General features: G+C 39.9%; 8 protein-coding genes, 22 tRNA genes and 2 rRNA genes. 2 read left to right on the forward strand and 30 right to left on the reverse strand.

Translation table 11 applies throughout. The annotated features are described in order from the left end of the window. Positions 1-46: 46 nt before the first annotated feature. The 6 genes from Q9306_RS20660 to Q9306_RS20685 form a co-directional block, all read right to left on the reverse strand. A complete protein-coding gene (locus Q9306_RS20660) occupies positions 47-2,455 on the reverse strand; it encodes a glycogen/starch/alpha-glucan phosphorylase (RefSeq protein ID WP_306201909.1) in 2,409 nt (802 codons plus the stop codon). A gap of 67 nt (positions 2,456-2,522) precedes the next feature. Further along, complete coding sequence (gene glgA, locus Q9306_RS20665; protein WP_306201919.1) at positions 2,523-4,028, reverse strand: glycogen synthase GlgA; 1,506 nt, start codon at positions 4,026-4,028, stop codon at positions 2,523-2,525. Positions 4,029-4,112: 84 nt separating this feature from the next. Continuing rightward, entirely contained in the window at positions 4,113-5,141 is a 1,029-nt protein-coding gene (locus Q9306_RS20670; RefSeq protein WP_306201911.1) for a GlgC family sugar phosphate nucleotidyltransferase, read from the reverse strand. Positions 5,142-5,432: 291 nt separating this feature from the next. Beyond that, positions 5,433-6,563, reverse strand: a complete 1,131-nt coding sequence (locus Q9306_RS20675; RefSeq protein ID WP_306201913.1) for a glucose-1-phosphate adenylyltransferase — start codon at positions 6,561-6,563, stop codon at positions 5,433-5,435. Further along, on the reverse strand, positions 6,511-8,418 hold the full coding sequence (gene glgB / locus Q9306_RS20680; RefSeq protein ID WP_306201920.1) for a 1,4-alpha-glucan branching protein GlgB: 1,908 nt from the start codon (positions 8,416-8,418) through the stop codon (positions 6,511-6,513). The genes Q9306_RS20675 and glgB overlap by 53 nt, the downstream gene beginning before the upstream one ends. A 343-nt stretch (positions 8,419-8,761) precedes the next feature. Further along, entirely contained in the window at positions 8,762-9,706 is a 945-nt protein-coding gene (locus Q9306_RS20685; RefSeq protein ID WP_306201914.1) for an L-lactate dehydrogenase, read from the reverse strand. A gap of 353 nt (positions 9,707-10,059) precedes the next feature. Between Q9306_RS20685 and Q9306_RS20690 the strand changes: the two genes are divergently transcribed. Further along, positions 10,060-10,284 carry a penicillin-binding protein gene (locus Q9306_RS20690; RefSeq protein ID WP_098917978.1) on the forward strand — a complete coding sequence of 75 codons (225 nt, stop codon included), beginning with the start codon at positions 10,060-10,062 and terminating at the stop codon, positions 10,282-10,284. Between the two features lie 91 nt (positions 10,285-10,375). Further along, a complete protein-coding gene (locus Q9306_RS20695) occupies positions 10,376-10,675 on the forward strand; it encodes a hypothetical protein (protein WP_306201917.1) in 300 nt (99 codons plus the stop codon). Between the two features lie 465 nt (positions 10,676-11,140). Here the strand turns inward: Q9306_RS20695 and Q9306_RS20700 are convergent. From Q9306_RS20700 to Q9306_RS20815, 24 genes are all read right to left on the reverse strand, one after another. Continuing rightward, a tRNA-Glu gene (locus Q9306_RS20700) sits at positions 11,141-11,212 on the reverse strand. A 6-nt stretch (positions 11,213-11,218) separates the two neighbouring features. Then, positions 11,219-11,309, reverse strand: a tRNA-Ser gene (locus Q9306_RS20705). 8 nt (positions 11,310-11,317) lie between these two features. Then, positions 11,318-11,392 (reverse strand) — tRNA-Asn (locus Q9306_RS20710). A 3-nt stretch (positions 11,393-11,395) separates the two neighbouring features. Continuing rightward, positions 11,396-11,472: transfer RNA gene (locus Q9306_RS20715), tRNA-Ile, on the reverse strand. A 7-nt stretch (positions 11,473-11,479) separates the two neighbouring features. Continuing rightward, positions 11,480-11,550, reverse strand: a tRNA-Gly gene (locus Q9306_RS20720). 7 nt (positions 11,551-11,557) lie between these two features. After that, positions 11,558-11,633, reverse strand: a tRNA-Lys gene (locus Q9306_RS20725). 9 nt (positions 11,634-11,642) lie between these two features. Further along, positions 11,643-11,718 (reverse strand) — tRNA-Thr (locus Q9306_RS20730). Positions 11,719-11,733: 15 nt separating this feature from the next. Continuing rightward, positions 11,734-11,809 (reverse strand) — tRNA-Phe (locus Q9306_RS20735). Positions 11,810-11,819: 10 nt separating this feature from the next. Continuing rightward, a tRNA-Asp gene (locus tag Q9306_RS20740) sits at positions 11,820-11,895 on the reverse strand. A 2-nt stretch (positions 11,896-11,897) separates the two neighbouring features. After that, a tRNA-Met gene (locus tag Q9306_RS20745) sits at positions 11,898-11,974 on the reverse strand. Positions 11,975-12,000: 26 nt separating this feature from the next. After that, positions 12,001-12,093, reverse strand: a tRNA-Ser gene (locus Q9306_RS20750). Positions 12,094-12,111: 18 nt separating this feature from the next. After that, positions 12,112-12,188 (reverse strand) — tRNA-Ile (locus Q9306_RS20755). A gap of 4 nt (positions 12,189-12,192) precedes the next feature. Beyond that, positions 12,193-12,269, reverse strand: a tRNA-Met gene (locus Q9306_RS20760). A gap of 15 nt (positions 12,270-12,284) precedes the next feature. Next, positions 12,285-12,357 (reverse strand) — tRNA-Ala (locus tag Q9306_RS20765). Between the two features lie 15 nt (positions 12,358-12,372). Further along, positions 12,373-12,446: transfer RNA gene (locus tag Q9306_RS20770), tRNA-Pro, on the reverse strand. 9 nt (positions 12,447-12,455) lie between these two features. Beyond that, positions 12,456-12,529, reverse strand: a tRNA-Arg gene (locus Q9306_RS20775). A 3-nt stretch (positions 12,530-12,532) separates the two neighbouring features. Then, positions 12,533-12,621: transfer RNA gene (locus tag Q9306_RS20780), tRNA-Leu, on the reverse strand. Between the two features lie 16 nt (positions 12,622-12,637). Next, positions 12,638-12,712, reverse strand: a tRNA-Gly gene (locus Q9306_RS20785). Positions 12,713-12,740: 28 nt separating this feature from the next. Continuing rightward, a tRNA-Leu gene (locus Q9306_RS20790) sits at positions 12,741-12,821 on the reverse strand. A 13-nt stretch (positions 12,822-12,834) separates the two neighbouring features. Then, a tRNA-Lys gene (locus Q9306_RS20795) sits at positions 12,835-12,910 on the reverse strand. 9 nt (positions 12,911-12,919) lie between these two features. Beyond that, positions 12,920-12,995: transfer RNA gene (locus Q9306_RS20800), tRNA-Thr, on the reverse strand. A 3-nt stretch (positions 12,996-12,998) separates the two neighbouring features. Further along, a tRNA-Val gene (locus Q9306_RS20805) sits at positions 12,999-13,074 on the reverse strand. Positions 13,075-13,078: 4 nt separating this feature from the next. After that, positions 13,079-13,194: ribosomal RNA gene (gene rrf / locus Q9306_RS20810) — 5S ribosomal RNA — on the reverse strand. A gap of 227 nt (positions 13,195-13,421) precedes the next feature. Then, a 23S ribosomal RNA gene (locus tag Q9306_RS20815) occupies positions 13,422-13,516 on the reverse strand; the annotation flags it as partial.

Here is a 13,516-nt window from a genome sequence, read left to right on the forward strand (position 1 = left end):
CGATAAATAGTATGCTTTCGCCGATATATTATATTGGTGGGCACCTTTATCTCGTCCTCATCTCTTCTGTGATTCTCCAAATATCATGGCTGTACTGCAAGATTGTTCGATCACTTGCAAAATGGCTAGATTTTGCAATGTTCATTGTACTTATTTCCAGCCATTTTTTTTGATTTTCATATGTTTCTCCAACTTTTTCTTGCATATCTACATATGGCGCAAAATCCCGGAGCACAAAATATTCGTCATTTTGAATAAGAAAAGAATCACAAATAGCTTCAAACTCATCGCCCGCATCTTCAAAAAAGCCATTTGTCAGCTGATTGACAACTTTTTGAATGCGCATATCATGATGATAATAATCGCTAGCACGATAACCACCATTTTGATAATAATGCAGTACTTCCTCGGCCGTTAAACCAAAAATAAAAATAGCATCATTTCCAACAGCCTCTTTAATTTCAACATTTGCACCGTCTAATGTACCTAGTGTCACCGCACCATTCATCATAAATTTCATATTTCCAGTTCCCGATGCTTCTTTACTCGCAGTTGAAATTTGTTCACTCACATCTGCGGCCGGAAAAATATCTTCAGCAAGTGAAACACGATAGTTTTCTAGAAATATAACTTTCATATATTGATTGACATACGGATCATCATTTACTTTTCGTGCCAATTCATTTATAAGTTTAATAATCTTTTTTGCGTAATAATATCCAGGTGATGCCTTTGCCGCAAAAATAAATGTACGTGGATAAAAGGAAAAACTAGCATCCTCTTTTAAACGATTGTACAAATATAAAATATGCAGTACATTTAATAATTGTCGCTTATAAGCATGCAGACGTTTTACTTGTACGTCAAAAATGGAATACGGATCAACAACAATACCAGTTTGTTTTTCAATCCGTTTCATTAGCAATTCTTTCCGCACTTGTTTTACATTATGAAGCGACTCCTGGAACGCGGCATCGTACTTATAATTTCCTAAAGCTTGCAGCTGGTCCGGTTCTTTCATCCAATCCATTCCAATCGTGTCACATATTAATTTCGATAGCTGCGGATTTGCTTTTAATAACCAGCGCCGATGCGTAATTCCGTTTGTCTTATTGTTAAACTTCTCTGGATAAAACTCATAAAACAAGCGCATTTCTCGCTGCTTTAATATTTCCGTATGAATTTTCGCAACACCGTTTACACTATGACTCCCCACAATCGCCAAATGCGCCATCTTCACAAGCCCATGAGCGATAATCGCCATGTTTTCGATGCGATTCCAATCATACGAATAGCGTTCCCATAACTCATGACAAAAACGCTCATTAATTTCTTGGACAATCATATAAATACGTGGTAACAACGGTTCAAAAATATGAATTGGCCATTTTTCTAACGCTTCCGATAAGGTTGTATGATTTGTATAAGAAATCGTATGTGTTGTAACGTACCATGCATCTTCCCAGCCCATCTTTTCCTCATCAAGCAAAATGCGCATTAATTCTGGAATTGCTAAAACTGGATGCGTATCGTTAATATGAATAGCAATTTTCTCATGTAGATTACGAAGCGTACCATTTCGTTCCCGGTGCAACCGTACAATATTTTGTAAGCTGGCCGACACAAGGAAATATTGCTGTTTCAAACGAAGTATTTTCCCTTCATCATGCGTATCATCTGGATATAAGAACTCCGAAACCGCTTCTGTTTCCCGTTTATATTTCAATACATCCTTGCAGTTCGGCGGAAACGGAACAGGCTCAGCACTCCAAAGGCGCAGTGTATTGACAGTACTTGTCTCATATCCAACAACAGGCATATCATATGGTACAGCCATAATCGTTTCCGCATTGATATGCCGAAACTCAAGACGCTCACCAGATTGAAATGTATCAACTTGTCCCCAAAAACTAACTTCCACCGCTTGGTCATGCCTTCGCACTTCCCAAACATTCCCGTGTCGTAGCCATTGTTCCGGCAGCTCAATTTGATAACCGTCTACAATTTTTTGATCAAACAAACCGTGCTTATAGCGAATCCCGCACCCGTGCCCTGGTAAATTTAACGAAGCAAGGGAATCAAGAAAACAGGCTGCTAAACGACCGAGGCCGCCATTTCCCAGGCCAGCATCTGCTTCCATTTCCTCAATATCTTGCAAATAAATCCCCAGCTCTTCTAAACCTCGTTCACATACATCACGTATTCCTAAATTTAATATATTACTTCCTAACAAACGACCTAATAAAAACTCAATAGATAAGTAATACATTTGCTTCTGATTCTCTGTCCGGTACCGTTCATTCGTCCCAATCCAGCGTTGACTAATATATTCACGTACCATATGACCGAGCGTATTATATTGATCTTGCACTGTCGAATCTTTAAAACTTTTTCCATACATTGTTTCTAGCTTTTCTAAAAAAGCAGCTTTAAAATTCTCTGTATTTGAGAACAACCCTCTCACCTCTTTCAAAGTGAAACTTCCAGCAATGGTTTTTCCACTGCTGGTTAGCTCTATCCTATTACTTGTTAACAGAAAGAATCGGTTGCTTATGATCGCTTTTCTTTTCTTCCTCATTCGTTTGTGGTTCTTGATTGGAAGCGAACAAGCTTTCATACAGCCCCTTATATTTCTGTGCAGACTGTTTCCAGCTATAATCCTCCGTCATCGCTCTTTTCATAAGAGACTGCCATACCTGTTTGTCATGATAATAGTGCAGTGCACGCTGAACCGTATGCAACATATCGTGCGCATTAAAGTTCGTAAAACTAAACCCATTTCCTTCATTTGTATATTCATTGTACGATTGAACAGTATCATTTAAACCGCCTGTTTCCCGTACAATTGGAATCGCTCCGTACGTAAGAGCAATAAGCTGTCCAAGACCACATGGTTCAAATAAAGAAGGCATTAAAAATAAATCGGCCCCAGCATATACTTGATGTGCTAGTTCTTCATGAAACCCGATATATACTTTTACTTTATCTGAGTATTCATATGCCATTTGCTCAAAAAACTGTTCATATTCTTTATTTCCTGATCCAAGCACAATAAATTGTACATCTTCTTGCATCATTTCATGAAAAACATGACGTACTAAATCTAATCCTTTTTGCTCTGTTAAACGTGTAACCATTGCAATAATTGGTGCCTCTTCTTTTTCTGGTAATCCAAAATAACGCTGCAGAGCACGTTTATTCTCTCTTTTTTTATAGAGTGAATTTGCATCATACATTGCCGCTATCGTTTTATCATTCTTTGGGTTGTACAAAACATCATCAATTCCATTTACAATTCCAACAAGTTTATCGTTATATTTACGTAATAAACCATCTAATTTCTCTCCGAAAAATGAATATTGAATTTCTTCTTTATATGTCGGACTTACCGCTGTAATGATATCAGAGGCAATAATTCCGCCTTTCATAAAGTTAATGTTTCCGTAAAACTCAAGCTGTTCACTATGAAAATACTCATCACCAAGCTCTAATAAGTCATGCATAACAATGCGCGGGAACACACCTTGAAATTGCAAATTATGAATCGTGAAAACCGTCTTGATCTTTTCGTATAATGGCTGCTCACGATATTTTTCTCGCAATAAAAAGTTTGCCATCGCTGTATGCCAATCGTGACAATGCAGAACATCCACTTCAAAATCTAAATGCGGAATGCACTCTAATACAGCCTTTGAGAAAAATGAAAAACGTTCGCCATCATCATAATGACCATATATGGAATCACGTTTAAAGTAATACTCATTGTCGATAAAGTAATACGTAATTCCTTCCTGTTCCAATTTCAAAATACCGCAATATTGATTACGCCAGCCAAGCTGAACCGTAATCACCTTGTGAAGCACACATTTTTTTCTTATACGCTCCGGAATTAAACTATAATATGGAAGCATAACGCGCACGTTCATCCCAAGTTTTTGTAACGTCTTTGGAAGTGCTCCGGCTACATCAGCTAAGCCACCCGATTTAATAAATGGTACGCACTCTGATACTGCAAATAAAATATTCACTGTAATTGTCTCTCCGCAATAGCTAAGCATAGGTAAAACATTCACCTATGCTTAGCATGCAGATTCCTCCTCTCAATACTGATCTTACTGAATTGTTACATTACTGCTTTGAGTCTTTCCTTTCTCTACAACACATGGATCACTTGAACCTGTTAATATTGTTCCATCTTCAATCTTTACATCCTTATCAAGGATTACGCCATCTAGTATACAATTCTCTCCAATTTGGCCCTTTTGCATAATAATACTATTACGAACGATAGAACCTTTTCCAATCTTTACAGAACGAAAGACAACGCTATTTTCTACTTCCCCTTCGATAATGCTGCCGTTAGCAATCATCGCATTATGTACATTTGCCTCTTTTCCGTACCTTGTTGGCGGCTCATCCTTTACTTTCGTAAAAATTGGTGCTTCTTTCTGAAAGACTTGCTTCCAAATGTGCGGCTGCAATATTTCTAAACTATGCTTATAGTAACTTTCAATTGAATCTATCACCGCCACATAACCAGTATGTTCATAACTTTCCATACGCAACGAAGTATTTCGTTTTTCTTTAACAATATCAAGTAAGCTATAATAGCCCATATCTTGATACGTCTCAAACAATTGTAATAATAACTCCTTCTTTAATACATACGTCTGAAGCGACTTACCACGGTGACATACTTCCGTAATATGTGCGTTTGTATATAAATGATGTTCTAATACAGCTTGAAAATCAAGCGCTGTCACAACATGACTGTTTGTAATGACAACATATTCTTGCTTACTACGCAAAAAGTAGTCAATATGTCTGCTAAAATGAGCAAATGATCCAAACTCATCTTGAGCACATTGGCAATTTGGAGGAAATAAAAATAAGCCGTCGCGTTTCCGATCTAAATCCCACTGTTTCCCAGAACCGAGATGATCCATGAGCGAACGATTTTTATGACTTGTGAAAATAGCTACACTATGAATATGAGAATTTACCATATTGGAAAGCATAAAATCTATTAAACGGTAACGTCCGCCAAACGGCAATACCGCCAACGATCGATGATTTGTTACTTGCTGCAATGATGGAAAATTCTCTGTCGCATTAATAATTCCTAACATTGATTCTCTCACTCATCTCATCCCCTTTTCGTCACGCTCTACCAGAAAGTAAAATAGTCATTCATAAAAACCACTTATAGAAATTCATTTAGACCTTTCGACATACAAATTGCTGCTATGCAGAAAAAAAGATTCTGCACTCACTTACTCCCTTTGTTTGAAACCATTGCATGTGGCAGTAAAAGGAACTGACTGCTTCTACACATAGCCAGGTGCTCTCGTCCACCTAAAAAGAAAAGGGTTTCGCTGTCGGGTTTTTAACTTTGATTTATTTACCTTCCCTTGTAAATCATTCGTCTCACTTTACATTTCCTCCGCAATTAACACAACGTCTTCTATATTTTTTTCCGGACGAATAATGGTTCCATCTTCAATAACCATTCCTGGTCCAACAATGGCACGCTCGATCACAACATTCTTTCCAACCTTAGCGTCTGGCATAATAACGGAATCGACAATCCTGCTTCCTTCCTCTACAATTACCCCTTGGAATAAGACAGAGTGCCGAACATTTCCTTCAACAACACAGCCTTCATTTATTAACGATTCTTCCACTTCTGCTGATGGTGCAATATATTGTGGCGGCTGATTCGGATTTACAGAACAAATTCTCCAATCAAGATCATATAGATTAAGCGATGAATCCTCCTGAAGTAGATCCATATTTGCCTCCCATAAGCTCTTCACTGTTCCAACATCTTTCCAATACCCACTAAATGGGTACGCAACAAGCTTTTTATTTTCATCTAGTAAAAGTGGAATCACATCTTTCCCAAAGTCATTACTGGATTCTGGATTTCTTGCATCCATTTCTAAATACTCTTTTAAAATAGCCCAATTAAAAATGTAAATTCCCATTGAAGCTAGATTGCTTTTTGGAAATTGCGGTTTTTCTTCAAATTCAACAATCTCCATCGCTTCATTCGTATTCATAATGCCAAAGCGGCTCGCCTCATCCCAAGGTACTTCAATAACAGAAATAGAGACATCTGCTTCTCTTTCTATGTGATAATCAAGCATTTTGGCATAGTCCATCTTATAAATATGATCTCCAGACAAAATGAGAACATGTTCTGGATCATACTGCTTTAAATAATTTAAATTTTGATAAATGGCACTTGCCGTTCCCGTATACCATTTCACACCTGAAGACTCCGCATAAGGAGGAAGTACAGTAACCCCTCCATTTACACGGTCTAAATCCCATGCATCTCCAATACCGATATAACTATGTAACTCTAACGGCTGGTATTGTGTTAAGATCCCGACTGTTTCGATACCAGAGTTCGCACAGTTACTTAATGTAAAATCAATAATGCGATATTTCCCCCCAAATGGAACAGCTGGCTTAGCTAAATTTTTTGTTAATGCACTTAGACGACTACCTTTTCCCCCTGCTAATAACATTGCTACGCACTTCTGCTTTTGAACCATCTTGTTTACTACTCCCCTTTCGCGTTTTCACTGGTCGTAAAATTGAAATTCCAAATGGTGGTATTGTCATTTCGACATGTGCAAGCTGATTATGATAAGGTACCATAATCGCCTTTAATCGCTTCTTATTAATTTGCCCTGAACCGCCATATGCAGAACTATCGCTATTTAAAATTTCGTTATAATAGCGAAATTCCGGTACGCCAACTTTATAGTTTTCATACACCGCACTTGTAAAGTTGCACACGATAACGAGAACATCTTCTTCTCTTTCACCTTGGCGAATAAACGAAAAAACACTTTGCTCACGGTTATCCGCATCAATCCACTGAAAGCCTTTCGGTGTATGGTCAAGCTGCCAAAGCGGCTTAGAGCGCTTATACAATGCTATGAGCTCCTTGAAATAATCATGCATACAATTATGCATCTCAAAATCATGTAAACTCCAATCTAAGTCCTCAAGATCTTTCCATTCATCAAATTGGCCAAACTCACCGCCCATAAAGAGCAGTTTCTTCCCTGGATGTGTAAATAAATAGCCGTACAATAAACGAAGCTGCGCAAACTTGGACCAATAATTACCTGGCATTTTATTTAACAGCGACTTCTTCCCATGTACAACCTCGTCATGCGATAAAGGTAAAATAAAATTCTCAGAATACGCGTACAGCAGCGAAAAGGTTACTTTGTCATGAATATATTTCCGATACTCCGGCGCACATTCCATATATTTTAAAATGTCATTCATCCAGCCCATATTCCATTTATAATTAAAGCCAAGTCCACCTTCATAAGTCGGTGCTGTTACGAGCGGCCATGCCGTTGAATCTTCCGCAGTCATTAAGAAAGTGGGATCTTCTGCAAATACAGCTTCATTTAACTGCTGCAGGAATGATACTGCATGTTCGTTGCTTTCCTGCCCCCCATTTCGTTCCCAATACAACATATTCGCAACCGCATCCACCCGAAAACCGTCAATATGATAAAATTTCATCCAAAACAACGCATTTGAAATAAGAAAATTTCGCACTTCTTGTTTTCCTAAGTCAAAATTTACCGTTCCCCATACACGATTTTCTTGCACATCAAGATCTTTATATTCATACGTCGGTTCTCCGTCAAACAAATAAAGTCCATGAGCGTCTTTACAAAAATGTCCTGGTACCCAATCTAAAATGACACCGATCCCATATTTGTGACATTCATCGACAAAATACATGAAATCTTGTGGTGTTCCGTATCTACTTGTCGGTACATAATATCCCGTTCCTTGATACCCCCAAGAACGATCATACGGGTGTTCAATAAGCGGCATAATTTCAACATGAGTAAATTGATGCTCTGCTACATACGGAATAAGCTCATCTGCCATTTCTCGATAAGAATAAAAAGACCCATCTTCTTTCTTTTTCCAAGAACCAAAATGAATCTCATAAATGGCTAATGGTTCATTGTAGATTGGCTTTCGCTTCTTTTTTTGAAACCACTTCTGGTCTTTCCATTTATATCCTTTTATATCGTAAACAACGGATGCCGTATTTGGCCGAACTTCAGCATACATTGCATACGGATCAGCTTTTAAAATCGTATGTCCTTCTCCCGTTTGAATCGCATACTTATATAATTTCTGCTGAGGAATATTCGGTATAAATAAAGACCAAATCCCTTTCTCTGTCACTCGTATCATTTCATGCATCTCGCTATTCCACTCATTAAAATCTCCTACAATACTCACAGCTTGTGCATGAGGTGCCCATACGGAAAAACGTGTGCCTTCCATTCCATTTTCCATCGTCAAATGAGCACCAAGAATCTCGTAGCTATCATAAAACTTTTCTTCATGGAACAATAACATGTCTTTCACATTACCCTTTGTCTCAATCACTATGTTCACCTCACAAGATGACAGAATTTTAAATATGTTATTACTATTCTTCGGTAAATTGAAATATCCTTGCGAATTTCTAAAAAAACATACGCTTTTTTATAGAAATTCATGGTAATTTCATGAAATTCAACCGAAAAATATCGAATTTTGACGAATATTCATTGTAAGCGTTTTATTTTAGAATAATTTTTTTAGTGGAAAAGAAAAGGAGTTTATCGATATTTATTATTAAAGTAAAACATAAAAAAACCCTTTCCAGCAAAGGGGTGAAATACAGGGGAGGGCCGGAAAGGGATTTATACAATTTGGATTATAGTACTGGTGCCATAGTTTCTTTTAGCACTTTTACAGAATGATCAAATTTCAATTCTTCTTCTTCATTTAATTCAAGCTCTACAACTTCTCGAACACCTTGGCGATTGATAACTGCTGGAACACCTACGTAAACATCTTGTTGTCCATATTGTCCTTCAAGATATGCAGATACTGTCAACACGCTGTTCTCGTTGTTTAAGATCGCTTTAGTTATACGTAATAGTGACATACCGATACCATAGTAAGTTGCACCTTTACGTTGAATAATGTGATAAGCAGCATCACGTACATTTACAAATATTTCATCTAAATCGCTTTGGTTGTACTTTTCATTGTTCGCTAAGATTGTTTCTAGCTTTTGTACACCGATTGTAGCATGACTCCATACAGGAAGCTCTGTATCACCATGTTCACCAATGATATACGCATGCACGTTACGTGGGTCTACATCTAAGTAGTCACCTAACATATAGCGGAAGCGAGCAGAGTCTAAAGTTGTACCAGAACCGATTACGCGCTCTTTTGGTAATCCAGATTCCTTCCAAGTTACATAAGTTAAAATGTCGACTGGGTTAGTTGCGATTAAGAAGATACCATCAAATCCGCTATCCATAATACCGCGAACGATTTGTTTAAAGATTTTTGTATTTTTCTCAACTAAATCTAAACGAGTTTCACCTGGCTTTTGTGGTAATCCAGCAGTGATAACAACAAGATCTGCATCTTTGCAATCTGCATAGCTGCCTTTCCAAACTTTTGTTGGAGCTGGAGCAAATGGAACACCATGGCTTAAGTCCATTGCTTCACCTTCTGCTTTTGCTTCGTTTACATCAACAAGAACAAACTCTTCAGCTACACCTTGGTTAATCATAGAATATGCATAGCTACAACCTACAGCTCCTGTTCCTACTAATACTACGCGATTAATACCTTTTTTCATGGTAAAATCCCCTCTCTATTTTTCAATTTCATTATTAGCATTGTCATTTAAGTAAATAATTAAAATACTGTTTTTATGTTGTTTAACTTCTTTACACACATATTGTAGCACGTTTCTTTGTGAATGTATTCACATTTTATGACCTAATTGTGAACTTTTTCACAGATAGGATAAAGTTATTGTATCATATACGGAATCCATCCCAATTGCATAAATACACAGCATAATTCACATACTTTTCCTCTCAAAATCATAAGCACTTAAAACTGTATATAATTTGTCCACACCTTTTTTTAACTTAAAAATATATTATATATTGAATTAAAAATATACTTTAAAAGGAGTTGATCGATATAAACAAGCATACAAAATGCGTCTGTGAGCAACTTGAAACTTTACAGCCTGGCACAGAAGTAGATATTTTTCTAAACGGAAACTTTATAGATGATGTCACTTTTGTTAACTTTAATCCTCAAAATTTTTGTGCAACTTTTGTAGATACAGAAGGAGATGAAGCAGGCGGCGTACTTCTTATAGATTGCCGTGATATTCAAGCACTTCGCATTGAGGCAAGCTAGTTTATAAAAGAGAGCTTTGAAAAAAGCTCTTTTTATCATTTCAACATATATTTCGATTCGAAATAAACAAAAGCGGAAGAGGGAAAGAAACATGCCAATTCTTATAAACCATGCTGCTACCCCTAAAATATTCAATCCAAATTTAGTAAAGGATACAGATTTACAATCTTCACATATAAAAAGTAAAGAAAAACATTTTGAAGGGATTTGTCACCTTTTAAACACCTTTAATTTAGGAAAAAAAGTAACCGAAATTATAGTTAATGGTGTGCCATTAACCGTTTCAGTATTCAGCGGATTTCATTTTAACACAGGTCTTGCTACATTTATAAATAAAAATGGTCGCATTGTCCTCGTTAATTGCGAGCGCATTGATGCACTTATACTTTAATATTACTATTTATGAAAAAAAATATTCAACATGACAAGATAAAATGAAACTTTAATCAGTGGGGGTTTCTTCATCTCCGACTAATTATTAGCCCTCACCAATCGGGCGCATACCAGCAGTTTATCTCCCACCGAAAAGCGGAAGCGGATCGCTCAGAACAAGAGGACGTTGGAGTTCCTGACATAGAGGCGCTTTTTGTCTCGGCCGAGTGGGCGAAACGACCAGAGATTCTAGCCGCTAGAGCTGGATCTAATTAAAAGCGGAGGCGACTGCTTAGCCCCGTCGGCTAAGGTTCTTGCACGCAGAAGATGCTTTTTATCTTCTCGCGGGCAGGGTTTTTAGACGCAAGGGGCTAGGAGCCGAAGCTGGACAATGCTTTCGCCAAATTTTTGGGTGGGAGTATTACTGCCCACGAATAGCAGGATAAATAAAAAAGAGATAGCATATATGCTATCTCTTTTTGTATGACCCGTACGGGATTCGAACCCGTGTTACCGCCGTGAAAGGGCGGTGTCTTAACCACTTGACCAACGGGCCAATTTCTGGCAGAGAAGAAGGGATTCGAACCCTCGCACCGCTTACGCGATCTACTCCCTTAGCAGGGGAGCCCCTTGAGCCACTTGGGTACTTCTCTATATTATATGGCTCCGCAGGTAGGACTCGAACCTACGACCGATCGGTTAACAGCCGATAGCTCTACCACTGAGCTACTGCGGAATATGGTGGGCCTAAATGGACTCGAACCATCGACCTCACGCTTATCAGGCGTGCGCTCTAACCAGCTGAGCTATAGGCCCTAGAAAAAGCGGGTGAAGAGAATCGAACTCTCGACCAGAGCTTGGAAGGCTCTTGTTTTACCACTAAACTACACCCGCATAAAAATGGTGAGCCATGAAGGACTCGAACCTTCGACCCTCTGATTAAAAGTCAGATGCTCTACCAACTGAGCTAATGGCTCATTTTGAAATGGTGCCGGCTAGAGGACTTGAACCCCCAACCTACTGATTACAAGTCAGTTGCTCTACCAATTGAGCTAAGCCGGCTTGCATATTTCAAAATGGTGGCTCGGGACGGAATCGAACCGCCGACACGAGGATTTTCAGTCCTCTGCTCTACCGACTGAGCTACCGAGCCTTAATATAAATGGCGGTCCCGACCGGGGTCGAACCGGCGATCTCCTGCGTGACAGGCAGGCATGTTAACCACTACACCACGGGACCATTGGTTGCGGGGACAGGATTTGAACCTGCGACCTTCGGGTTATGAGCCCGACGAGCTACCAGACTGCTCCACCCCGCGACGATATAATATTCTTTTTTAAAAAATGGAGGAGGTAGAGGGATTCGAACCCCCGCGCGACTCTCGCCGCCTGTCGGTTTTCAAGACCGATCCCTTCAGCCAGACTTGGGTATACCTCCATATATATAAAACTTGAGTGGTGGACCTTGTAGGACTCGAACCTACGACCGGACGGTTATGAGCCGTCTGCTCTAACCAGCTGAGCTAAAGGTCCTTTATGGTAGCGGCGGAGGGGATCGAACCCCCGACCTCACGGGTATGAACCGTACGCTCTAGCCAGCTGAGCTACACCGCCATAAAGAGTTATAAGTGGAGCCTAGCGGGATCGAACCGCTGACCTCCTGCGTGCAAGGCAGGCGCTCTCCCAGCTGAGCTAAGGCCCCGTAATTTTAAAACTATCGGGAAGACAGGATTCGAACCTGCGACCCCCTGGTCCCAAACCAGGTGCTCTACCAAGCTGAGCCACTTCCCGTTAATAAAGCGCGCCCGAGAGGACTCGAACCCCTAACCTTTTGATCCGTAGTCAAACGCTCTATCCAATTGAGCTACGGGCGCATATGGTGCCGAGGGCGGGGGTCGAACCCGCACGGTGGTCACCCACCGCAGGATTTTAAGTCCTGTGCGTCTGCCTGTTCCGCCACCCCGGCATATCATATTGTAAATTGGAGCGGAAGACGGGATTCGAACCCGCGACCCCAACCTTGGCAAGGTTGTATTCTACCACTGAACTACTTCCGCATAATATTGAATTTCTTTCGTTTACAAGTGCGGGTGAAGGGAGTCGAACCCCCACGCCAAAGGCGCCAGATCCTAAGTCTGGTGCGTCTGCCAATTCCGCCACACCCGCGAAATGAAATAAATGGTGAGCCATGAAGGACTCGAACCTTCGACCCTCTGATTAAAAGTCAGATGCTCTACCAACTGAGCTAATGGCTCTTACTAAAGTGGTGCCGGCTAGAGGACTTGAACCCCCAACCTACTGATTACAAGTCAGTTGCTCTACCAATTGAGCTAAGCCGGCATATGGTGGAGGATGACGGGATCGAACCGCCGACCCCCTGCTTGTAAGGCAGGTGCTCTCCCAGCTGAGCTAATCCTCCATTTGCCTGGCAACGTCCTACTCTCACAGGGACAAAGTCCCAACTACCATCGGCGCTAGAGAGCTTAACTTCCGTGTTCGGTATGGGAACGGGTGTGACCTCTCTGCCATCATTACCAGACTATATTCATTTGAGACAATCATTATTATACTTGATTCACTAAAAAAGTCAACAAGTTTTTTTATGTTCTCTCAAAACTAGATAACATCAATGTAGTTCTTGGAATAATCCAGCTCCAGCGACTAGAATTTCCGGTCGTTTCGCACCTTCCTGCGAGGCAAATAACGCCTCTACGTCAAGTACTCCAACGCCCTGCAATTCTGAGCGAGTCGCTTCCGCTTTTTAATTTGGTTAAGTCCTCGATCTATTAGTATTCGTCAGCTCCACGTGTCACCACGCTTCCACCTCGAACCTATCAACCTGATCATCTTTCAGGGATCTT

Source organism: Bacillus multifaciens (genome assembly GCF_030756675.1).
GTDB lineage: Bacteria > Bacillota > Bacilli > Bacillales > Bacillaceae_G > Bacillus_A > Bacillus_A multifaciens.

Excerpts from the sequence above, each read along its gene's own strand:
- glgB (WP_306201920.1), bottom strand. The coding sequence starts at position 8,418 with ATGTTATTGTTCCATGAAGAAAAGTTTTATGATAGCTACGAGATTCTT.
- Q9306_RS20685 (WP_306201914.1), bottom strand. The coding sequence starts at position 9,706 with ATGAAAAAAGGTATTAATCGCGTAGTATTAGTAGGAACAGGAGCTGTA.
- Q9306_RS20695 (WP_306201917.1), top strand. The coding sequence starts at position 10,376 with ATGCCAATTCTTATAAACCATGCTGCTACCCCTAAAATATTCAATCCA.
- Q9306_RS20675 (WP_306201913.1), bottom strand. The coding sequence starts at position 6,563 with ATGGTTCAAAAGCAGAAGTGCGTAGCAATGTTATTAGCAGGGGGAAAA.